The sequence below is a fragment of the Bacillus sp. 7_6_55CFAA_CT2 genome (genome assembly GCF_000238655.1).
GTDB lineage: Bacteria > Bacillota > Bacilli > Bacillales > Bacillaceae_G > Bacillus_A > Bacillus_A cereus.
The window spans coordinates 763,367-784,498 of record NZ_JH414709.1 but is presented as its reverse complement, the minus strand read 5'-3'; the positions used below and the strand labels follow the sequence as shown (position 1 = coordinate 784,498).

Here is a 21,132-nt window from a genome sequence, read left to right as displayed (position 1 = left end):
TTATTTTCCTCCTAAATTTAAAAAGAGCGTACTTAAATTCTGTTTTGTATGAACAGGTTTTTGAATAGGCTCTTTTGGATTTGTATTTGTTTGTAAATCATTCAGAATTTCATTTTTCAAAACTGATAATGCTGCATTTAAATCTTCTTTTGTAATCCCTTGGCCTTTGTTCATGGTTCCATTTCTAAAGCCATCGATTACTTTCTGTGGAAGCATGGCAGCAGTAGAAGCTGAAGCTATCATTTTTACCTGATTATCCATAAACATAATTTCATCCACAAAATTATTTTCTAACGCTTGTTGTGGACCCATCCACGTTTCTTCAGCCATCATATTAAGTAGTTCTTTTTCTGATTTACCGCTTTTAATGACATAGGCGTTTACAATTGCTCGATCTGTTGTTTTTAGCATTTCGGCAGCCTTTGACATATCGCGATGATCTCCACCATTCCACATTGAAGCGTTATGAATCATGATTTGTGCAGTTGGAGAAATTCGGACTTTATCAGCAGCCATTGCAATAACAGAAGCCGCACTTGCAGCCAAACCAACAATTTGAACTTCCACATGACCGGGATAATTTTTCAACGCTGTGTAAATCTCTGAACCTTCGTGTACATAACCACCAGGACTATTAATTGATACAACTAAGTCATCGCCATTTGCATCTTCAAGCGCTTTAGAAATCTTACCTGGGCTTGCAGCATCCATTTCAAACCAATCATAAATCCACGCTTCATCATTTGAAATGATTGGGCCTTTAACGTCAATGTTCACCGTCATTTTGTTTCTCACCTCCTTCAGATTCAGTTAATTTCGTATAGTTTTTCGTAATATGATGTGTATTTAAATTAGGATCATCTGAAATTTCATATCCTACTTCTAATCGAATTTCATTTCCTGTAAATGCACTTGAAGAAATGAGTTTATCAATACTTGTAGCGAGATCAAATATACTTTGATAAGATACAGCTTTAACTTCAATTTTTTTACCTAAAAGATACTCTTCTTTTTCAAAAAATTTAACGTTAGCTTCATCAGAAATCTTTTTCAACAAAGGTTTCACTGTGAAAAGCATGTAGTTTTTAGTTTGTTTTTCTACATCAGCCATTTCACCATAGATTAAAGCTGTAGGTATCCCCATTGCCATTGCTACTTGATTTAAAAAACCATTTGTAACTTTATTTATTTCTTCCACACTAGGGCCATTAGCAGATCCATTATAAACTTCTTTGTACTCAATTCCTTTTTGCTGCGGAACAATAGCAATATCTTTCTTACCAATTGCTTGATACATGTCATCTATGAATTTCTGTAACTTATCCACTTGTTCTTGTGTTTTAGCACCGATCATATCCATATCAACTACGCCACGAATTTGATTTTTTCGTTTCTGAGAACTTAAAATTCTTCCGAATAAGTCGCCATAATCAGCAAATAGTCCATCGATAAGTGGTGATAACTTATCATTTCGATATTTCAAATGGATAACTTCACTTTGTTTAAAACTTCTCTTAAACTGATAATCTTTTACTGTGACATTCGTAAAGGTATCTTCAAACACAGCATATTCGTTATGTTCAAAGTCATCAGCAATAAGTAAATCGCCATCATCAGCTTGAATAGCTAAACATTCATTATCATAAACAAGCTTTCGAATGAATATTTCCCAAAATGTACTTGCTGTCATGTTTTTATTCGGCCTAACATTTAACCGATAATATAGTTCGTTTTTTTCGAACTCTTCACCATTTTTCACCCTAAATTCTGATTGACTAATTGTTCTCCCTAATAAAGATATACAAGTATCAATAGCTAATCGCTTCATGTGGACTCTGTTCGCTGTATCAATGAACATATCTACATCAAACATAAATTTAATTTCCTTGTTTTTGTTTAATACATCACTGATCCATCCAATTATCATCACCCCCTTTATTAGAATTTAATATTGCCTATAACAAAATCAGTAGCTTCTTGTATCTCATCCGCCCGATAAAGAGCATGAACAAAACACTGAAATCCATCTGTTTTTCGACGAACAGGCTCTTTCTTTTCGTATATTTTATTTCCATCAGCTTTGATAACAACCAACACATTTTGCGTATACCAACGCATTAGTGGATTATCCTCAAAAATAATTTGTTTATTTGCAAACGCCATTTCAATACGTGGAGCTAACAAACTATGAATTGCTTTTGGGTTTCGTATAACTTCTATTTCAAACCCTTCTGCTACTAATAGTGGTCTTATTGCTTCCATACGGAAGTTATCCGCTATAATTTTTTTAATCCCATATTGTTCTCGCATTTCTACAAACCAATCAACAATGTGTTGAGGATTAATAGTCGGTTCATCAACAACTGTTAGTAATCCTTGCTCTTCCCACTCTTTAATTGGAGCGAATTTTTGTTTCTTGAACTCGCCTGCTTTTTTAGAATATCCGTAATAGATATCAACAAATTCTTTTCGTACGAAGGAATGAGTTTTAAAAATGTATTCCCCATTTTGTCTAAATAAAAGACCACATGCTGCAAAGTCCCGAATACTTGCAAAGTCTAACGCCCCTATGCATTCTTGAGCATATAAATCAGGAAAAGGACGATTTGTAGCAAGAATTTCTGACCATTTTGCAACGGACCGTTCTAAATTTGTAACAGGTAAGTTCATTCGCTTTGTCATGAACTCTTCTCGGTTACTTGGATCGTCCTCTAAATCCTCATACTCTTCTTTTATTGTTTCAAGTAAGCCTTCAGCATACTCACTTAACGGCTGAGATAACATTGGGTTCGCCATTTCCCAATTATCGATTTCATCAACTTCTTTTTCATCATTTAATTTACAGATGAAAGGGAACAGCGCATTCGGACGGGCTTCACCCTTTAAAACTTTCATTGCCTTTTCTTTTAATTTATCTAAGAATCCATCTCTTACATATCCATCTGTACCAATGTAAAACTCACGTGGATTTTTCTTTTTTCCCAAACCACTGATGTGAACACGGACATCTTTATTGCTTTCATATTGATGAACTTCATCAAACATTACAGCGCCATCGCGAAGACCATCTTTTGTGTCTCCGTTTGATGTTCTAAACTTCACTACACTTCCAGTCGATTTCGAAATGGTTTGTGTTAATGTTGTTTTAAAAGCTCTTTGTAAAACTTCATTTCTTTTAATACATTTATGAATTTCATCTGGGCTTGTTTTTGCTTGCTCTTCACTGTTTGCAACAACGGAAATGTTATATTCAGAAATTCCATGTAATTCGCTTATTAAAAAGTGAAGAATAACTGTCATTAAACCATTTTTACCGCCGCCACGGCCAAGCATCCACAAGAATTTACGATAAAATACACGGCCATTTTTCTTATAAAATAAAAAGACGAATGCTATTAAGAATTTTTGAAATGATTGTAATGGAAAGTACCACTTTTCACCAAAGCGGATACACTTCTCGATCATTTCATCATCAAAATACAAGTCGTCTCTGTTTAAAACGTATTTTTCCAGGTATTCAATTAACAGTTCTCTTTCATTATTGAACTTTACTTTACCACTTCTATAAAGTTCATTGTATTCATCTACATATTTTTGCCTAATCATACTAAATCACTTGGACTGTAACCCGAATTAGAAGCACCAACTTTAGGAGAAAGTTTTATATCTCTTCCCAAAGCAATTAATGAACTGTTAATTTTATTCCTCTCACTTATAAGAGGGTGGGCTTTAACAAAAACTTGAGAACCGTTTTTTATCGTTACGGACTCGCCTTCTTTATTAATAGTTTTATTTATTTTTCTAAATGCTTTTACAAGATCAATATATCTTTCTACCTTTTCAACTTCGACTAAATCTGTAATATCAATACTATTCATAAGCTGTTCTTTTAACCTCACAATACTAACAGCCATCTACCCACCCCCCTTACGTGCGTAAAATAGAAAAAAACCTGACAGTTAACCCCCTCCTCCGGTGCCCCTTAGAGCATTTTTTGATGAAATTTTTTAAGGGGGGGTTTATTTTTCTTTCCTTTTCTTTATATATTCCATACTCGTTTGTTTACCGCACTTTTTACATCTTCTTGCATCAGGATTTTTATAGTCTGATTCGATAAAGCCACAAGTTCTATCAATACAAGAATGTTTTACGAGTTTGTACTTCAACTTCATTACCACCTCTCATCGTCTTGCCATTTATTTACCTTCTTAACAAACACTCTTCCATGTTCTTTATTATGGCAATCCACACAGACTGTTTCTAGATTGTCCATTTCTAATGCAAGTTCAGGATGATGTTCCAGTTCTTTTATATGATGGACAACGAGCTGAATCTTCTTACGCTTTGCACTCTCACTGTATTCATTGGTGTCCACACGAACACTACCATTGCGCTTACACTCTTGGCATTCATAGTTGTCTCTCTTCTTTACTTGTTCACGTATGCTCTTCCATTCACCACTGTCATAGAACTTACGCTTCTGTTGTTTGGTCTTGTATTCATTCATCTGTCTTTACCCAACGTATTTGATTCTCTCTATCTCTTTCCAATAAATCTCTTATTGGCGTTTGCGTGAGATATTCTATCGAGTAAAGCATAGGTTCCTGTCCGTACAATTTGTAATACTTGAATCGATTAACGTCAATACCAGCCTTCTTATTTACTTTCTCATGCGGCTTAAGGTATTTGATATATGCTTTCTTATCAACAGGTAAAAGACCAAGTGCAGTAATCTTACCGTTTAAAACACTGTCCAATTATCCTCACTCCTTATCTTTCCTTAACAACAAACAAGACGCCACCCAGATCACGACAGCGCCTACGACAATTGCTATTGGCTTAATCACAATTTAACACCTGATGTTTGTTATAGTACGTCCATCCATTTCAGCATTAACATTAATCTTTGTTCGAGGGAAACCAGAAAATTTATCAGTTAACCTCTCCAACTTCTCCAATGCAGACACGCATTCATTAGCAGCCTCAGTAACTTCCCTCATTTGTTTTAATGCTTCAGTTGTATCAGCATCAATATTAATTTTTAATTTGTTATTAGCCATCCTTCATCCCTCCAAAATAAAAAGCACCCGAATGGGTGCTATTCATTAATTAAAATTTTCCTTGGCTTACTTCCTTCGTATGGTCCAATAATCCCATTTTCTTCAAGACGATCAATAATCTTATTTGCAGTTACGTACCCAATTCGGAATCTACGTTGTATCATAGATACTGATGCAGCTTGCATTGCGATTACACATTCTTTCGCTGGTTCATATAAGCTCTCTACAGCTTCATTAATCTTATATTCCATTTTTACTTCCTCCCTTTAAATAATACGAATCATTAAAATTAGTGCTTTTTATCTCAATATAAAATGACATACTCGTATTATTTTTTTATTATTAATCAATTTATTCAATAATTATTAAATCTCAGCAGGAAAAAAGGAAATAATTGTCGAATTTCTTATTTTTCAAGAGAGTTTTCTCTTTTTTGGAGGTGATTCATAAACTTCTAATAAAAGTGTCTTATCACACTTTATAATAACGTTTCCTACAGAATAAATATGATTATCTATTTGAAATACAGTGCCAACAGAGATCGTTTTAGACTTCTGACAAATACTTTTAATTGAAAACTCTCCTAGAAAAGAAAAATTCTTAATACTACGCACATTCTGATTCTCATCACCTTTTGAAAGGAAGATAACATGTCTAAATCAAAATTAACATTAAGCGAAAAATTATCCCTTTTTCACCCTTATTTCCAAAAGAAAACAATGCTACAAAAACTTAAATTTTATAATGTTTTTCCCGAATTTAATCAAGTCTACAATGCATTACGTCAAGAAAATAATAATGACCAAAACAGCAATGAATCTATATCCGATTATATAATTAAGACTTTAATTTATGGTATAGAGCATAATATTATTAATGAATCTAATCTAGATGATATACTCTTTTCATTATTAGAGGATTCGCTTTTAAATTCATATTTATTCAAACTTGATACAAGCTCATTTAATTTAAACCAATCCAATTTTTCTCAACAATTATTTCAATCATGGAATATACCCAAGCAACCAAAAATTCTCAGTAACATAGATAATTCAGATACTCATGAAGACTTTATTATTTGTGGATATAGAAAGATCGAAGATGAACAAATAGAGCTTATTAGACTACTTTTATTAGATACAAAAGTACTAAATACAGCATCTAAAAGAAATGAGTCCAAACAAATTATTTTCCCTACAATTATAGATATTGATTTTATCAATGAACTATTACACATTCGCTTGCGTGACGTTGACAATATTGTAAAGGAATCTCCAGAATTCAGTACAATGTCTGGAAGAATTAAAAATACTCTAACTTTTTTAGATCACTTTAATCCAGAAATTAAATACACACCATTTAGTAAATTTAAAAATAAGCTTTTTGATTTAGAAGAGCTCCTATTAGTTAATAAAAGGAATATTGTGAATGAAAAATTATCCGAATTTACAACAGAAATCGAAAATTTCACCAAGGTTATCTGTCAAAAATATTCTGTCCCCCAAAATAATGATATAGCACCAAAAGATTATATTTCTAACGGTGTTATGTCAATAATTGCATCAACACTAAATGATAGTGAGTTAGGAGATGTAGTTGGAATAAAGTTTCGTAATTCAAGACATGAAAAGGACTTGAATTATGCAGAAATAAAGATTATGGACAACGGTGATAAATGTATATCAACCAACAATCTTTATTGGCTCAATCTACCTGTTTTATTAAATCGAAAAGCCATTGAATACTTAAAAATTCAAAAGACACTCCCTTCTGGATTCGCAACTGTACATCTAGAATATTCACTTGATACTGCAAACATTAAAATTCTGCAAAAAAGCAAGAAAAAAACAAATGAAAACAAACAAGCAACTCAAGAGAAATATGATGATTTTATTAAATTCATCCTACCAATTATTAAATCGTAATAATAGATATTTCAAAAATAAAGAACCTCTAATATGATTATACTTTCACTAAAAAGCCACCTACCATTAGCTGGCTTTTTTAGTTTTAATAATCTGTTTACTTAACATAACCTCTATAGTATCTTAAATTATTTATAATATTTCCCCTTAAAATTTAAATGAATGTATTTTACATTTTTCCACTATAAAAAACTTTCTCTCACCAAAATAAAAAGCACCCGAATGGATGCTTTTTCATTAAGTATTAATTTGTACTCTAATTACGGTAAATGAAGTTTTATTCTTCTTCCAATCACCCTAATGTTGCTACATTCATCTGTTCCAAAAATATTAAGTAACTGGAAGAAGAGCAAAAGCTCTTCCTAATAACGGTAGCATTCAATCATTACCATCTGCTGGTTTCGGATTTTATTTGCCGTCATTATGATACCGTTTAGACAACATATAGATTATAAAGGAATCTTTATGAGCAATGTTTTCCGCCACTACTCACTCTACAAATATATCATGTTAATTGCAAAACAACCGACACATTTACTGCCAAAAAGCGGTCACGACTCTGCCACATAAATAACACTGTACTATTAATACAAAATATCACAAAAATACATTCATATTTTTATCGTATAACAATAATCTTTCGTCATTACCTGCTGAAATGGTTTTAGCATAATATTTATGGATTTTTGATTGCATTTTGTTACTTAATTTATTCCATCTTATTGGTGAAACAGCCCAGTTCTCAAAGTATGCTACTATTAAGTTCGAGATTATAACCTTTTGCATTTTAATACTTTGACTAAGAATTTGCTCCCTTATAAATTTATATTTTCTTTTATTTCTTTCAAAATAACTTAATAAAATATAGGTTTTTCCACCCTGTGGAAATATTGTAACGAACAACGGCGCCAATTGTGCGTTAAGATCCTTTAACTCATTTACCACTTTATCATTCAAATCTCTTTCAATATAAGCAATAGAAGAGACCGCTATATGATATTCTTCATCCAGTTCTATTACATCTGTAACAATCTCACTAAAGTTAGAATTATCTACAGCTTTATTCATCCTTTCCCTAAAAATTTGCAATCTAGCTTCTGACTCCTCATGTCCTATCAAAGTTCCAGTAATATATTCAGCTATTAATTTAATCTGTTCTATATCCGGCTTGTTATTTTCATCGAATGTATTACTTAATTTATGATACTCTCCAGCTTTGGTGTACTGCTTCATTTTTCTAGTCATATCCCCTGTAGTCATCTTAGTATGGTATTCTTTTGCCAAAGCTCTATATGCAAACAGAAATTCTTGTTCCTTATTCCCTATTTGATAATCTTTATCCTCGATAGGCGCAAACAAATTCTTATCATGCCCACCACAAAAACCTGTAAAAGTTGTTGCTATTTTTCTTCCTTTTCGTTGCATTGATGTCTTAAAAAATATGGAGTTATCATTTCCATCGTCAATCATTAGCACTTCTCCATTTTCGGATATTTTGTTTAAAATTTTATTATTTTGTATAGAGTGTGCTTTTATTATTCTATCACTACAATTTTCATCTTGATGGAAGCATTCCTTTAAAAAGCATTCTTTCTTAAGTCTATCAAAATCCGCAAAATTATTATTCTTTTTCTTCATTCTTATCCCTCCATAATTATATTTAATTATAACATTATACAAACTACTTACCCATATCTTATATTTTGTGTAACTAAGTCTAACGCTACAGTCCTTGATATTCATAGCTTCATAACACTTTCTCTTTTGGGTTACACAACAAAATATAAATGGATAACTGTATAAAATAGATATCACAAAATACCTATTAAGCTAAATTTTTGAGAAACCCCATAATGAAATTTACACCTTTTACAGTTATTTATGAGAATACATCCTCAACATAAAAAACCACTTCCTATAATAAAAGAAGTGGTCTTTCAAAATTATATATTTTATTAAAATAAGACTATGATAATATGGTCCCATTCAGCCATCCGTTTATGGCAATAAGGTCCATCAATACATGTAATTCTGTACCTATTAAAGCAGAAATAAAAATAATTTTTAATGAAGAGCTCTGTTTATAAGTAAACAATTTCATTAATCTAGGTATTGTTTTAAGACCTATCATAATTAGTAATGTCAATACTACAGCGCAAGCTAGTCCACCTATGAAACTCTCATCTACCGCGCCTCCTGGTATAAGCGGCACCTTTCCAATGAACATGCTTATAGCATCTGGAATCGCCATACCAAAAAATAAAGTTGTGATATTTAAATGTTTTTTATATACTAATCCTGCAGTTGCAGTAACTACTGTATGTCCTATAACGCCAGCCATATGAATCCTCCGTAATATATATTATTTTCTAGTTAATATCCAATTTAATTAGCACCTTTTTTATAGGCTTATTATTGTTTTATAATTGATAGCCCTTCTAAAAACTGTGAATTATCTTTTTTACTCTCAATAAGCTTTTGAAATGCGTTCTCCACTTGTACTGATTTTTTATCCTCGGTATCAACAACTCCATGATTATTTCCATAAACTTTGTTAAGTTCAAAAACTCCCATATAAGTTTCTTGTACAGGAATTTGAGTAAATGTAGAATTATTGACAATTAAAATACATTGTTCATAATTCGAGTTACGATAATGCCCAAACCAAGTATTACTATCATATTTTACCGGGATTTCCTTGTCAGCAATTACTATTTTTTTAGTTCTTTATTTTTTTCACCTGCAAATAACACAGCATTATCATTTGTTATTTTAGGCATAGATTTTATTGGGTCTGAAATCGGTGTAAAATGATTTTCTCCCTCTCGTAATATTCCTTTTTTTATTACGGCTTCACCTGTTTTTTGATCCATAATAAATACTGATTCTCCATTATGTTGTGCTGTTTTAACTTTATATAAATCGATAGACTTAATTTCACTTTTGTTTTCATTTCGTATATCTTGTAAAGCCTGTTTATCTCCTAACATCAAAATTCCATTTCTGGGTTCCTTAGGTGTGAACGCTAAGTATAAACCAAATAAGAGAGCTCCAATCATACATAGGTTAATAATTTTTCTCATTTTTAATCTCCTTAGAATTATTGTTTAAAGGTGGGTAAACTAGTTAAGATAATTGCTGTAAATCATCTATACGTATACCGATTCTTTAATTCGTATTTGCTCCTTATATAGAATAATTGTTTTATAAAATTTCACATATTCATTTACCTTTCATTTGTATTACATTTATGTAAGGTAAATGAATTATTAGCAAACTGCGACAGTCGGAATAACATCCTACACTATCAAACTCCAAAAACTATAGCGATAAAATGAAAAAACATTATTCTCCCTTAAGAATATTCAGAAAATATGTTGTTTTTTACATTTATTTCTGTATCTTATGAATTACAGTTATTTGCTGGACTACTAAGTCAAAAACTAGCCTCATCTATGCCAAATCCTTATTTATATAAAAAACTACAATTAGATTCTAAACCTAGTCATTGCTTTATCCATTGCATCTTGGTTTACTCCTATATAACGTAATGTTACTCGTTCACTCGAATGATTGAATATCTCCATTAGCAAAGCTATATTCTTTGTCTGCATGTACATATGATAACCGAATGTCTTACGTAATGTATGTGTACCAATCTCATCTAATCCAAACTCCGCTGCTGTACCGCTAAGTATTTTATATGCCATGCTTCTTCCGATTGGTCGATTTTTTCCTTGTCTGCTCTTGATGAGATACTCATAATTTTCCATATCTTCGATGTACCATTTTAACTCTCTTCTTAATGCTGCAGTAATTTGAATACGTTTCTGTTTACCCGTCTTCATTTCACGCATTGAGATATGACTTCCCTTTAAATCTCCAACCTTTAGCTTTAGAATGTCACTAATACGTAGACCTGTATTGATTCCAATTACAAACAAAATATAATTCCGTTCACTCTTTTTCCTTAAATACTCTTTAATTTGTTGTATTTGCTCTGGATCACGTATTGGCTGAACAAAATTCATTATTCATTACCTCCAGTTTCTTCTGTCTCGTAAACTTCTAATCTAAGAGCAAAAGCAAGTTTATAAAATACTCTAGCCTTAACACGTCGATAAGTACGCTCGCTCATGCCGATTTCGTTATATACCATATAATCACATACATCTTCATCTTCTAAATAACGCTTAATGATGATGTCTCTTTGATCCTTTCCTGCACGTCCATTACCCAAACGACTAAGAAACTGGTCAATACGAAATGATGTTTGCTTAATCCACTCTTCTCTTTTACTTTGTTGAATATTAGCCATCGCTATATCTTCTAGTGGCTTCCCTACATCATTTGTAGGCCCGTGATATCTAATTACATAAGAAGGAGTGACTTTCATTTCTTCACGCATCATTCCAAACTGTCTATATAAACGTACATTTTCGAGAACACCTTCTAATTTTTTCTGCGTTGCTACTCTATCAATTTTTGGTAAGAAAGATAATTGTTTATTCATGTAAGACCACTCCTTTTTATTTTTAAATTACTTTTGTCTTATTGCTCCGCGTCTTCGTTCATAACAAGATCTATGCATCCCCATTAAATCCTCAATTTCACGAGTACTTAATTTCTCTTTGTGTTTTTTCTTGTTTTTCTTCTTTCCTTGCTTGGATTGCTTTTTCCATTCGCGTAATCGGGCTTTTAGTGCCTTCATATTTCCCCATCTCCCTTTTCAAAATAAAAAGGACACCTATTCCTAAAACAGCTTTAATTGCTGCTTTAATGAATTGGTGTCCTCTAGTTTTCTAGCCGGACTATATTCTGTTTGCTTTACTTTAAAATGCCAGCTTGTACAAAAATGTTTCTCCAAGCTTTATTAACTTGATACTTCTTCACTTCTTTTGTGCGACGAGCAATTGCTTTTCTTACTTTTCTTTTCTTCAAAGCTTTCATTCTGCTAACCTCACTTTCTATTCAAAGGATTATTTTGTTGTCTTTTAAACTTTTTAAATACATTTTTTATTTTTCATATGATACTTTTTATATATAATTTAACTGTTATATACATTTATACTACTTAAGGAGTATTTACTATGATTGAAACATTTTTATTAACAGGTTTTATATTTTTAATCGTCTTTGTACCATGGCATATGCGTTTAAAACGCGAAAACGAAGAAGCACTTCTACGTATAAAGCAAGAAAGAGAAAGAGTATATAAACTACGTATGGAAGAACTTCGTCAGTCAAGTATTGATGAAATCGATAAAATGAATGGCCAACAATTTGAAGAGTACTTAAGCTCCTTATACCAATCCCTCGGATACATCACAGAAGTTACAAAAGGATCTGGTGATTTTGGGGCCGACCTAATTTTAGAAAACAATGGTGAAAAAATTATTGTTCAAGCAAAACGTTATAAAAATAAAGTCAGTATCCAATCAGTTCAAGAAATAGCTGCAGCAAAAGGATACTATAACGCTAATCATGCATGGGTAGTAACTAATAGTTATTTCACAGCACCAGCCCGTAAATTAGCTGATGCTAACGATGTCTTACTTATAGACCGTGACCTGCTAATCAAACTAAGCGCACAAGTGAATCTTCAAAATAACCAGCAATCCACAAACTTAGAGCAGAGCAGTTATTAAAAGCTGACTGTTCTTTTTTCTTTAAAATGAAATTTTTGTGATTTTTCTCTACAATCCAATACTACTTTTTCCTATCTACTATAGTTTGTGAAAAACTTAAACCTCACTAACCATACTTGAAAGTGCTATAATTTAAATGTTTTCAACATTTCGATTACGGAGGGTTAGAGAATGAAAATTTCAATAGTCTGTTTCGATAATTTCACTGATATAGATGTTTTTTTACCCTGGGATTTATTAAATCGTGTACGTCTAGTTGGTGGTATTGCTGATTGGGAGGTCCAACTATTAGGAACAGAAAAAACTCATGTATCCATGTCTGGTTTACGTATACCCATGACAGGAAGCATATCCGATATCCCTTCTGCTGACGCTGTAATATTTGCAAGTGGTAAGGGTATACAAGGTTTATATAAAAATCAACAATATCTTAATAACATTCATGTAGATCCTCAAAAACAATTAATAGGCTCTATGTGTTCTGGTTCACTACTACTAGGAGCTAAAAAATTATTAACTGGCAAAAAAGCAACTACATATCCATCCGTAGTAGAACAACTTAAAGAATTTGATGTAGACGTTATTGAACAAAGTTTTGTAAACGAAGGCAATATTTCGACTGCTGCAGGTTGCTTTGCTGCACAAGACCTCTCAGCTTGGATTATAAGAACCCTAATTAATGAAGAAATGGTTGATACTGTGCTAGAAACTGTTCAGCCAGTGGGCAAAGGTTTATATTTTTAATTTCAAATCAAGTCAGATATTTATTTCTGACTTGATTTTTTTATAGCGTTTTTGTTTAAATTCACTTTTTTTAACTGTGGCCTTAATAATACTTTTGTGCTAAAATCCACTAGGATATTTATTTTAAAATTATTTTTGGAGGCTTTATGAATAATCAAAACAACAATGAAAAAAACAATAGCAATAGACTATTGGCAATTTTTCTAATAGTATCGCCACTATTAATACCTATCGTGCTCCCTACAGCCATAATTGTTGGAATGAAGCCATGGATGCCTGATGACGTTGAATACCAAAATATAATGTCACTATTGACCTTATGTATTGGATTTTTCATAGTTGGGATTATCTTCTCTTTCGTATTACGCGTATTTAAATTATCTGAAGAAAAGTTAAAAGAATTAGGTTTCTTAGGATTTACAATTTCAATTGTTAGTACTTTCCTGACAATGTATGTCGGATATTTTTGGCTAGCAAAACTTAATTTAACAGCAGTGCAATTATCACCACATGCTGTATTAATCTTTTCGATTTTATCTACAATTCTTTTAGAAGCAATCTTTAAATTGACTGATAAATTTGATACACCTGATGCAAAAGAAACACTTGAATAGATATTAAAATGATTATCTTAGAGCACATATCAACATGTTGTTTTTTTTTCTTTTAATCAAATAACGATTTTGTTAGGTTCTGCCCCATCCATTTTTTATACGTCTTTCCGCTAAACACATTTTTCTAGAAAATCCTATATTATTGAACAGAGTTATCGACTTTCAACTTGAAAATTTTTACTTTTGATGATGTAACCACCTATAATGGAAATATACTTTTTTTCAAAGGAGGTATCTAATGTATATATCAAATAAGATTGGCTTATTTAGCTGGATTGCAACTTGTCTATACTTTTTAATTGAACCTTTCTTTATTTTCACTTCTACAGCACCTTATAACTATTTGCATCACGCAATGAGTGATCTAGGTGTAACAACCTGCGGAGAATTCACCTACGAAATAGCTCCGTATGAAATATGCTCCCCTAATCATTTTGGGATGAATATACTCTTTATTGTTAATGGAATAACATTTTGTATTGGAGTACTATATATTTCACAACATCTAGAAAAAACAAGAATTAATAGAATAGCAACATTTTTTATACTTATAATAGGAATCTCTACTATAGTTTCAGGATTAATTCCTGCAGATGTAAACCTAATTGGACATTCCATTCTAGTTTGGATAGGCATGCTTACGGTATTTCCAGGACTATTTATTTTTGCTAAGAATCTAAAAAAAACTAGAAAATGGACATATTTCTGTTTACTAAGCTTAATAGTAATAACTATCCTTATCGCACTTGTTTTTCTTTTCCCCTTACCTGCAGGTCTATTACAAAGACTTTTTTACTTGGTTCTTTTCGTTTGGGGAACTGTATCAACCTATAAATTGATAAAATAAAGATTTTGTTATATTTCTTGCACTTTTAAATGAGACAAGCATATGTTGTAGTATAGTGTTTCATTACTTATATACACTTCCTTTTTTCAAGAGTACATATTCGATATGTACTCTTTTTGCATCACTATAAAATAACGCTTTTGTTAAGATTTTAAATACCCTAATTCTTTAGCAAATGTAACTATCGCATCCATGTCTTCCTTTGGATACCCCCAATACTCATGGGTCCACTTTAAATAACTTTTTTCGATTTCTTTCCCAAATATGAAATCCTTAAATTCCATAACTAGCCCTAGTAAAGAATCACCTTCACAAAAGCGTGTGTAATATCGCTCCTGCAATTTTCGAGAACCTTTAAAAAGTGGAATCTTTGCTTCTGTGTATCTATCGACGTAATAAATCCGCTGCCCTTCAGTGCTTGCAAAATATGATATGCGATTCTTTTCAGCATAAGAAAATAATCTGCGCCCTCTATTTGCAATTTCACAAATGATTTTATTCACGATTTTGATACGCTCTTGCTTATCCATATCTCATTCCCCTTTTTTTAATAAAATTCAAATTTTATACCAATTAATTGACTAACATTGAATTTTTTGGGATTATATGATAATATTTATATATAAAATCATTACCCTTATAAAAAAGAGCTATGAGCCTTTCCACTCACGGCTCTTTTTTATTACAATTTTCATTTCATATCTACACGATTTTGACTAGCTTCTCGGCTAAATCCGTCTGGGTATCTCGTTGCTAATTTAGATATATTCATTTGAGCAATATCTTCTAGGGTATATCCCATTTCATGAGACATGATTGAAATGTAGTACAAGATGTCCCCTAGCTCTAAAGCGATTTTATGTGTATTTCCTTCTTCTTCTCCTGGACAATGAGCTGGATCAAATCCATGACCATGAAAAATTGCTTTTTTTACAACATCAGCAACCTCACCAGCTTCTCCCGTAAGACCTAATGCTGCATTTAAAACACGTCCACCAAAATCGTTATTTGTATTCCATGTACGTAATGCCGCTTCTTGATATTGATCTAATTCACTAATATGATTGATATTCATTACAGCTTGTCCTTCCTTTGATTCACTAACTAATTTAGTTGTTTCATATACACCGTTTTCCATAACGTTCATTTTATTTTCCCCTTCCTATTTAGCAAATCCCTAATCCTATTGGACGATTTTCAATTAAATACTTATCAGCTTGATCTATTACAAGAAGCGCAACTTCCGCTTGGTGTCTCCTTAACGCTTTTGCCATCTTCGGCAAACTCATACCTTGACTCCACATTTCACGAAAACGTACTACATCTCTTTCATCCCAAATGAAGTTAGCTTCTTCTAAAGCGATGTATATTTTTAACCGTGATTCCTTCATCGCTTTATGATTTCTTGCTACACTCATAAGCGAACCTACTTTCTAAAATTGATTATTTTATCTTTTCAGTAAACTTAGTATCTACACGATCAACTTTACCGTTTATCCAAACCGCCACTTGTTCTCCGAATCCACTCATTGGCGGATTTACTGCTGTTACATTTCCGTCCTTCACTATTAAAAGTTTGTTGCTGCTAACATCAATTTCTATTTTTTTCATATGTCCCTCTCCTTTTTACTACCGCATGTACTCGACAACATCAGGTTTAAATCCACTTCCTAAATAAACCCTTACCGGAATTATTTCTTTTTTATCCCTTGCTGCCTTACACAATTCTTCAGCTGTATCCCAATTAAAAAACTTATCTACAGCCCGTTGAAATCTCCAAATTGCCATTACATATTGTTCAAAGATGTCATAACGATCATCTTGCTTAGTTGTGCGTGGTAATTCATCCGTACACTTTGCATTCGTTGGAACTTGGACGCGTACGTCAGCGTATTTAGTGCGTCCAGTTCCTCTCTTCACATTTGCCTTCATTACATCGAACTCACAAATTGCTGGCTCTACATCGAAAATGTTTAGTTGCTTAGGCATGTGCCATCCCACTCTTCTGAATAAGATCCAGTAATTCAATTACCCCTTCCTTGCTTAAAAACATTCGTCCACCTAGCAACTCTATGTTATTTTCAGAAACTTCACCCGTTACAAAGCATGACTTTTCATGTTTTCTTAAAACGATGTTTTCACCATCGATATGAAAATCTAGTGCCGTTCCTTCGGTAATACCTAAAGTTCTGCGTAACTCTACTGGAATTACTACACGACCTAGCTCGTCCACTTTTCTTGCAACACCTGTGTTTTTCATATCTTACTCCCCTTTAGTATTTTTATATTTATTTAGAATCTCATCCAAACGTTTCTTATTATTTTCAAAATCATCGCTTTGAGTTTGCTGTGGCTGCTGTATTGGCTCTTGTTCTTCTTGTTTGCGTAACCAATCCGGTACAACTTCCGTTCGTTTGGAATAACCTTTACCAGTACGTTTGTTGTTTTTCTTACTCATTTCAAATCGAGTATCTAAAGCAGCAACATCATTTAATGTTTTTACTTTTTCCTTTTCCCAACTACTTAAAATACTGCGGATATATCTCCACTTTGGTACATTTTCATCAATTGCTTTATTAACAGCGTGAATAACTAATTCATTACCGAATCTATCGCAAAACCCACCTAATTCTTGAATTGCAATTTCACTTAAAGGAATTCCCTTTTCAAGTAAAAAATTGTAACTAATTTTAAATTCTTGATCAATTAATTTCTGAGTTGAAGTAGCATCATCATCATTTATATTTGTAGTAATATTTGTAGTAATCTCTGTATTTGTCTTACGTTCTAGTGTAAGAGACTCTTCCGTTTTATCGTAGAAGGGTATTGCTTTAGAATGTAAGACCCTCTTGCTTTCTAAAGTAACAGGGCTATTACTTTTCAGTGTAGGAGGGTTACCATTTCCCCAATACATAATGGATATTTTCTGAACCATTTCAGGTACAGGTTCAACATACATAACGTTATTACACCTAGTTCCGTTAACAAGAATCGTCCTAAACTCAATTTTTATAAGTCCACGTTCTTTCAGAAAGTCACACGCTTCTTTTACTTGTCTTTTTGTAAATCCAAATGAATCGGCTAATTGTTGATAGCTCTTTTGAAGCGTGTCTGCCTTAAACTTTTGCTTATATTGAACTTGACTAGATTCTTCACTTCTTACTTCAGTAGGTTTATACCAATAAACAATTTCTCCTAAGATAGTAATTGCAACAATATTAGGTTTACCATTATCTAATGTAAGTGTTTTAAACCATCCATGATCTATAACATTGCCACGAAAATTTATTTGCCCTATTTGTAATACCTTGGTGTTCATAGTTTTCACTCCTTTTCATAAAACCAATGTGCTATCTCCCTATTTTCCGTGGTATACTTATAACAACTTATTTTTTGAAAAGGACCCACTGCAATGGGTCTTTTTACTTTGCTTCACATCACTCCAAGCCCATTGTTTTATCGGTTCATAAGTTATGTAAAACAAACATGAACCACATGCAATTAATATCGCTAATATAGCTAATGAGGTTGTATCTTCCACTAAATCACCTCCTTTTGTGCTTCAAGCCAAGCTTCTAAATCCTTTTGCAAGAAAAGTAATTTACGTCCTTCCCTGATCACTGGAAAATGTGGGTGATTTGCTAATTCATACATTCTACAAACTGCTATATTGAGGTAAGCAGCTGCTTCTTTCACCCTCATTACCTTGTTTGGTTGTGATTGTTGTTGGAATGAAGCTAAAGCTGCTTGAATTTCTTCGCGAACAACTTCGCGGATTGACTCTTTAATGATTTGATCTAATCCCATTTTGTTTTGCTCCTTTCTAATTCACTTAACCAACCACAACTTAACTAAGGGTTAAGTTGTGGACAAAAAATTTTAATTGCATCTAACTTCACTTTAAAAAACTCAGCAATTTTCACAATTAAATCATAATAAGGTCGACGCTTCCCGTTTTCTATATACCAATAATAAACTTCAGTAATACCAACGGCTTCAGCTACTTCCTTACATGTATATCCCTGTTCTACACGTAGCTGCTTTAGAGTTTTCATAAACAACTCCTCTCTTCCGTTTTTGTTGTTAATTACATAATAACTTAACCTTAAGTTAAGTTCAAGTGTTTCCAAAAACTTTTTCCATAAAAATTACCTTTCCACTTAACTGATAGTTAATATATAATGACAGTGTGACACCATAATAGTAATTAAGAAAAAATAATTTCATATAAAATAAACTTGGGGTGTTTTTTATTATGTTTAGTCATGAGAGATTGAAATCATTAATTGAAAAGAAGAGCATCACCCAACAACAGTTAGCCGACGCAATTGGTGTTAGTCATGTTTCTGTTTATAATTATGTCGAGGGAAAAAAAGCACCCGGTACACGTACACTTCAGAAGATAGCAAATTATTTAAAAGTAACAACAGATTATTTGTTGGGTTTATCTGATTCACCAGATTTAACAGCGGGCGAAGACTTACAGTTAACAAAAGAAGCACACGAAATTCTTCAAATCATTAATGACTTACCTGAAGAACAACGAAAAAAAGCATTAGAGCAATTAGAGATGTTTGTGAACTACGAGAAATCTAAAGGAAATATGTAGTATAAAAAGACTATCCAAGAAAGTTAGATAGTCTTTTTTACATGACTTTTTCTTTTTTGGATTCACTCAAACAAATAGAAAATAATTTCTCTTTTGGATTATCTTCTTCTTGCAAAAGTAATAAAGCTTGTTTAATTAGATTAACTTCCCCTTCTTTACTCTTCATCTTCTTCGATCTCCCTCTTTTTGTTTTTGGATTTTTTTTACAATAATTTCTTTTTTCTTCTTTTAGTAAAAAAAGAAATTTCTCCTAAAACTACAAATGACATCGTCAATTAAGACGATGTCATTTGTAATATATATATACCTTTATTATGTATTTTACCAGCCGCCACCAGGGTCAACCATCATGTGTTGAATTGTAGGTTTTGAATTATTTGTACTAGGCTTTTCTTTTATAGAATCAGTGTTAATGAATAATGTAGCAGCTATTAATAGCGCAGGAATGATTGTAATTATTTTTTTCATTATTTCACCTCTTTCCGAAGACAATTATACCAATTATTCAAATTAAACCCAAGTGTATTTTTGGTAAATTCGAATAAAATATATTCCCTGATTTTTGACACATCAAAAGAGAACGTTTCATTAACTCTTCTTTTTTTGTACCTTCATATGTTAAACCTAAATATGCAGTCTGTATGTCTGTTAATCTTCCATTCTTCTCATTTAATTGATTTAATAGTTTTCTCGCTTCAATCTTCTTACCTTGTTTAATCCTTAAATATGCTAATTCACCTGGATGGACAACATCTAAGCTACTAATTCCTTTATCATGATGAATCTTTAGAAATGATAATGTATGTTGCACCATTTTTCTTTTTCTCTCAATTCCATTAATCTTACTATCCCCTATCACTTCAAGAGTCTTTTCCAAATAATATTTTGCCTTCTCATATTCATTCGCTGAAAAAATATAAGATTCACCTAACTTTAAATATGCATTTACTTTTGGAAAAGAAAAAAAGTTATCCCATTCAAGATCATCTAATAGTTCCATGCTAAAATTCCTTGCTTCACTGACTTCACCACCCTGCAACGAAGTAACGGCAATGGCTTCTTTATATCGTAATTTATAACATTCTCGAATGTACCTATTACTTATTTTATTTATTTTTATTTCAAGAGATTTTAAACGCTCATTTAAAGAAGTAAAATTACCCGATTGATATTGCGCTTGACACAATAAAATTTCAATTAACACTTCCATCTCTGAGGTTCTTATTGATTTACTTTCGAGGCTTAATGCCTTATGGTACTGTGTAGCATCAATCTCACCTATATATCGTCTATATATAATTCGATACACATTAGCAAATTCTCTATTTTCTGCTACCTTTGATTGTGATTCACTATTTATAATATTAATTAATAGATTAAACTTTCCCCTTAAAGCTAAATCCTCCATTGCCTCACGTAAGTTTTCTGATTTTGGTTTCGTTATATGTATATAATCTGTTAATAAATTTTCTTGAACATGTATGCCTTTGTTTAATAGGATGACTGTCTTAGAAAGAAAGCCAAAACTCATATCTGTGTTACCTTTAAAAACTTTTGTAACAGTACTTGGCTTAACTCCCCAATAATTTGCTAGTTTATTTTTCCTTATTCCAGCTGCACATAACTCTTTTTCAATTTGATTTAGAGCTTTCCACATGTTTTGTCCCCCCTTATTGGAACAAGAC

At 32.2% G+C, this 21,132-nt stretch carries 36 protein-coding genes; 6 read left to right on the top strand and 30 right to left on the bottom strand.

Annotation, left to right across the window (positions count from 1 at the left end; translation table 11 throughout):
- From HMPREF1014_RS12990 to HMPREF1014_RS12955, 9 genes are all read right to left on the bottom strand, one after another.
- Positions 1–783 carry a head maturation protease, ClpP-related gene (locus tag HMPREF1014_RS12990; protein ID WP_000217699.1) on the bottom strand — a complete coding sequence of 261 codons (783 nt, stop codon included), beginning with the start codon at positions 781–783 and terminating at the stop codon, positions 1–3.
- Positions 767–1,927: a phage portal protein gene (locus HMPREF1014_RS12985; protein ID WP_000583522.1), complete on the bottom strand. Its 1,161-nt coding sequence runs from the start codon at positions 1,925–1,927 to the stop codon at positions 767–769. Before HMPREF1014_RS12985 ends, HMPREF1014_RS12990 begins: the two co-directional genes overlap by 17 nt.
- An 11-nt stretch (positions 1,928–1,938) precedes the next feature.
- A complete protein-coding gene (locus tag HMPREF1014_RS12980; protein ID WP_000621036.1) occupies positions 1,939–3,606 on the bottom strand; it encodes a terminase TerL endonuclease subunit in 1,668 nt (555 codons plus the stop codon).
- The gene (locus tag HMPREF1014_RS12975) at positions 3,603–3,914 is read right to left on the bottom strand and encodes a P27 family phage terminase small subunit (protein WP_000301142.1); all 312 of its coding nucleotides are present in this window, start codon (positions 3,912–3,914) and stop codon (positions 3,603–3,605) included. Before HMPREF1014_RS12975 ends, HMPREF1014_RS12980 begins: the two co-directional genes overlap by 4 nt.
- 105 nt (positions 3,915–4,019) lie before the next feature.
- Complete coding sequence (locus tag HMPREF1014_RS31260; protein ID WP_157466023.1) at positions 4,020–4,166, bottom strand: hypothetical protein; 147 nt, start codon at positions 4,164–4,166, stop codon at positions 4,020–4,022.
- 5 nt (positions 4,167–4,171) lie between these two features.
- Positions 4,172–4,507 carry an HNH endonuclease gene (locus HMPREF1014_RS12970; protein ID WP_001008151.1) on the bottom strand — a complete coding sequence of 112 codons (336 nt, stop codon included), beginning with the start codon at positions 4,505–4,507 and terminating at the stop codon, positions 4,172–4,174.
- The gene (locus tag HMPREF1014_RS12965; protein ID WP_000378701.1) at positions 4,500–4,757 is read right to left on the bottom strand and encodes a hypothetical protein; all 258 of its coding nucleotides are present in this window, start codon (positions 4,755–4,757) and stop codon (positions 4,500–4,502) included. The genes HMPREF1014_RS12970 and HMPREF1014_RS12965 overlap by 8 nt, the downstream gene beginning before the upstream one ends.
- A gap of 93 nt (positions 4,758–4,850) precedes the next feature.
- The gene (locus HMPREF1014_RS12960) at positions 4,851–5,060 is read right to left on the bottom strand and encodes a hypothetical protein (protein ID WP_000002734.1); all 210 of its coding nucleotides are present in this window, start codon (positions 5,058–5,060) and stop codon (positions 4,851–4,853) included.
- 38 nt (positions 5,061–5,098) lie between these two features.
- Positions 5,099–5,311 (bottom strand): DNA translocase FtsK, encoded by a 213-nt coding sequence (locus HMPREF1014_RS12955; RefSeq protein ID WP_000455856.1) that lies wholly within the window; start codon positions 5,309–5,311, stop codon positions 5,099–5,101.
- A gap of 399 nt (positions 5,312–5,710) precedes the next feature.
- Here HMPREF1014_RS12955 and HMPREF1014_RS12945 point away from each other — a divergent pair, with 399 nt between their 5' ends.
- Positions 5,711–6,985 carry a hypothetical protein gene (locus tag HMPREF1014_RS12945; protein ID WP_000045623.1) on the top strand — a complete coding sequence of 425 codons (1,275 nt, stop codon included), beginning with the start codon at positions 5,711–5,713 and terminating at the stop codon, positions 6,983–6,985.
- Positions 6,986–7,582: 597 nt separating this feature from the next.
- Here the strand turns inward: HMPREF1014_RS12945 and HMPREF1014_RS29250 are convergent.
- From HMPREF1014_RS29250 to HMPREF1014_RS12910, 8 genes are all read right to left on the bottom strand, one after another.
- Positions 7,583–8,623: a hypothetical protein gene (locus tag HMPREF1014_RS29250; protein WP_000728849.1), complete on the bottom strand. Its 1,041-nt coding sequence runs from the start codon at positions 8,621–8,623 to the stop codon at positions 7,583–7,585.
- A gap of 328 nt (positions 8,624–8,951) precedes the next feature.
- A complete protein-coding gene (locus HMPREF1014_RS12935; RefSeq protein ID WP_000929329.1) occupies positions 8,952–9,326 on the bottom strand; it encodes a hypothetical protein in 375 nt (124 codons plus the stop codon).
- A gap of 71 nt (positions 9,327–9,397) precedes the next feature.
- Complete coding sequence (locus HMPREF1014_RS32125) at positions 9,398–9,679, bottom strand: lipoprotein BA_5634 family protein (RefSeq protein ID WP_255344392.1); 282 nt, start codon at positions 9,677–9,679, stop codon at positions 9,398–9,400.
- 17 nt (positions 9,680–9,696) lie between these two features.
- Positions 9,697–10,068 (bottom strand): lipoprotein BA_5634 family protein, encoded by a 372-nt coding sequence (locus HMPREF1014_RS32120; RefSeq protein WP_009326982.1) that lies wholly within the window; start codon positions 10,066–10,068, stop codon positions 9,697–9,699.
- 405 nt (positions 10,069–10,473) lie between these two features.
- Positions 10,474–11,016 (bottom strand): site-specific integrase, encoded by a 543-nt coding sequence (locus HMPREF1014_RS12925; RefSeq protein ID WP_001012144.1) that lies wholly within the window; start codon positions 11,014–11,016, stop codon positions 10,474–10,476.
- Complete coding sequence (locus HMPREF1014_RS12920) at positions 11,016–11,498, bottom strand: ArpU family phage packaging/lysis transcriptional regulator (protein ID WP_001041485.1); 483 nt, start codon at positions 11,496–11,498, stop codon at positions 11,016–11,018. Before HMPREF1014_RS12920 ends, HMPREF1014_RS12925 begins: the two co-directional genes overlap by 1 nt.
- 27 nt (positions 11,499–11,525) lie before the next feature.
- Positions 11,526–11,696, bottom strand: a complete 171-nt coding sequence (locus tag HMPREF1014_RS31580; RefSeq protein WP_000645526.1) for a hypothetical protein — start codon at positions 11,694–11,696, stop codon at positions 11,526–11,528.
- Between the two features lie 116 nt (positions 11,697–11,812).
- Positions 11,813–11,935, bottom strand: a complete 123-nt coding sequence (locus tag HMPREF1014_RS12910; RefSeq protein WP_000645589.1) for a DUF3983 domain-containing protein — start codon at positions 11,933–11,935, stop codon at positions 11,813–11,815.
- A 140-nt stretch (positions 11,936–12,075) separates the two neighbouring features.
- On the opposite strand from HMPREF1014_RS12910, the gene HMPREF1014_RS12905 reads away from it, so the two are divergent.
- The 4 genes from HMPREF1014_RS12905 to HMPREF1014_RS12890 all read left to right on the top strand — a co-directional run bounded on the left by HMPREF1014_RS12905 (position 12,076) and on the right by HMPREF1014_RS12890 (position 14,838).
- The gene (locus HMPREF1014_RS12905; protein ID WP_000573252.1) at positions 12,076–12,633 is read left to right on the top strand and encodes a restriction endonuclease; all 558 of its coding nucleotides are present in this window, start codon (positions 12,076–12,078) and stop codon (positions 12,631–12,633) included.
- A 171-nt stretch (positions 12,634–12,804) separates the two neighbouring features.
- On the top strand, positions 12,805–13,377 hold the full coding sequence (locus tag HMPREF1014_RS12900) for a DJ-1/PfpI family protein (RefSeq protein ID WP_000703252.1): 573 nt from the start codon (positions 12,805–12,807) through the stop codon (positions 13,375–13,377).
- Between the two features lie 146 nt (positions 13,378–13,523).
- A complete protein-coding gene (locus tag HMPREF1014_RS12895; RefSeq protein ID WP_001064726.1) occupies positions 13,524–13,991 on the top strand; it encodes a hypothetical protein in 468 nt (155 codons plus the stop codon).
- 238 nt (positions 13,992–14,229) lie between these two features.
- Entirely contained in the window at positions 14,230–14,838 is a 609-nt protein-coding gene (locus HMPREF1014_RS12890) for a DUF998 domain-containing protein (protein ID WP_000275955.1), read from the top strand.
- 143 nt (positions 14,839–14,981) lie between these two features.
- On the opposite strand, the gene HMPREF1014_RS12885 is transcribed toward HMPREF1014_RS12890, so the two are convergent.
- The 10 genes from HMPREF1014_RS12885 to HMPREF1014_RS12840 all read right to left on the bottom strand — a co-directional run bounded on the left by HMPREF1014_RS12885 (position 14,982) and on the right by HMPREF1014_RS12840 (position 18,893).
- A complete protein-coding gene (locus HMPREF1014_RS12885) occupies positions 14,982–15,368 on the bottom strand; it encodes a YoqU family phage-derived protein (protein ID WP_000360684.1) in 387 nt (128 codons plus the stop codon).
- 161 nt (positions 15,369–15,529) lie between these two features.
- The gene (locus HMPREF1014_RS12880) at positions 15,530–15,985 is read right to left on the bottom strand and encodes a nucleoside triphosphate pyrophosphohydrolase family protein (protein WP_001102014.1); all 456 of its coding nucleotides are present in this window, start codon (positions 15,983–15,985) and stop codon (positions 15,530–15,532) included.
- A 19-nt stretch (positions 15,986–16,004) separates the two neighbouring features.
- A complete protein-coding gene (locus HMPREF1014_RS12875; RefSeq protein WP_000109500.1) occupies positions 16,005–16,256 on the bottom strand; it encodes a hypothetical protein in 252 nt (83 codons plus the stop codon).
- 25 nt (positions 16,257–16,281) lie between these two features.
- The gene (locus tag HMPREF1014_RS12870; RefSeq protein ID WP_000717825.1) at positions 16,282–16,449 is read right to left on the bottom strand and encodes a DUF3954 domain-containing protein; all 168 of its coding nucleotides are present in this window, start codon (positions 16,447–16,449) and stop codon (positions 16,282–16,284) included.
- An 18-nt stretch (positions 16,450–16,467) separates the two neighbouring features.
- Positions 16,468–16,827 (bottom strand): hypothetical protein, encoded by a 360-nt coding sequence (locus HMPREF1014_RS12865; protein WP_001125962.1) that lies wholly within the window; start codon positions 16,825–16,827, stop codon positions 16,468–16,470.
- The gene (locus tag HMPREF1014_RS12860; RefSeq protein ID WP_000799087.1) at positions 16,820–17,098 is read right to left on the bottom strand and encodes an AbrB/MazE/SpoVT family DNA-binding domain-containing protein; all 279 of its coding nucleotides are present in this window, start codon (positions 17,096–17,098) and stop codon (positions 16,820–16,822) included. Before HMPREF1014_RS12860 ends, HMPREF1014_RS12865 begins: the two co-directional genes overlap by 8 nt.
- 3 nt (positions 17,099–17,101) lie before the next feature.
- A complete protein-coding gene (locus HMPREF1014_RS12855; protein ID WP_001093546.1) occupies positions 17,102–18,157 on the bottom strand; it encodes a DnaD domain-containing protein in 1,056 nt (351 codons plus the stop codon).
- Positions 18,158–18,214: 57 nt separating this feature from the next.
- A complete protein-coding gene (locus HMPREF1014_RS31575) occupies positions 18,215–18,379 on the bottom strand; it encodes a hypothetical protein (RefSeq protein WP_000390284.1) in 165 nt (54 codons plus the stop codon).
- Positions 18,379–18,645, bottom strand: coding sequence for a helix-turn-helix domain-containing protein (locus HMPREF1014_RS12845; RefSeq protein WP_000522030.1), 267 nt, complete (start codon positions 18,643–18,645; stop codon positions 18,379–18,381). The genes HMPREF1014_RS31575 and HMPREF1014_RS12845 overlap by 1 nt, the downstream gene beginning before the upstream one ends.
- A gap of 44 nt (positions 18,646–18,689) precedes the next feature.
- On the bottom strand, positions 18,690–18,893 hold the full coding sequence (locus HMPREF1014_RS12840; RefSeq protein ID WP_000854269.1) for a helix-turn-helix domain-containing protein: 204 nt from the start codon (positions 18,891–18,893) through the stop codon (positions 18,690–18,692).
- Between the two features lie 200 nt (positions 18,894–19,093).
- Between HMPREF1014_RS12840 and HMPREF1014_RS12835 the strand changes: the two genes are divergently transcribed.
- Positions 19,094–19,447 carry a helix-turn-helix domain-containing protein gene (locus HMPREF1014_RS12835; protein ID WP_000491236.1) on the top strand — a complete coding sequence of 118 codons (354 nt, stop codon included), beginning with the start codon at positions 19,094–19,096 and terminating at the stop codon, positions 19,445–19,447.
- A gap of 37 nt (positions 19,448–19,484) precedes the next feature.
- On the opposite strand, the gene HMPREF1014_RS32115 is transcribed toward HMPREF1014_RS12835, so the two are convergent.
- From HMPREF1014_RS32115 to HMPREF1014_RS12825, 3 genes are all read right to left on the bottom strand, one after another.
- The gene (locus tag HMPREF1014_RS32115; protein WP_000836783.1) at positions 19,485–19,613 is read right to left on the bottom strand and encodes a hypothetical protein; all 129 of its coding nucleotides are present in this window, start codon (positions 19,611–19,613) and stop codon (positions 19,485–19,487) included.
- Positions 19,614–19,768: 155 nt separating this feature from the next.
- Positions 19,769–19,915 (bottom strand): hypothetical protein, encoded by a 147-nt coding sequence (locus HMPREF1014_RS12830; protein WP_000720922.1) that lies wholly within the window; start codon positions 19,913–19,915, stop codon positions 19,769–19,771.
- A 37-nt stretch (positions 19,916–19,952) separates the two neighbouring features.
- Positions 19,953–21,104 carry an AimR family lysis-lysogeny pheromone receptor gene (locus HMPREF1014_RS12825; protein ID WP_000265310.1) on the bottom strand — a complete coding sequence of 384 codons (1,152 nt, stop codon included), beginning with the start codon at positions 21,102–21,104 and terminating at the stop codon, positions 19,953–19,955.
- Positions 21,105–21,132 lie beyond the last annotated feature (28 nt).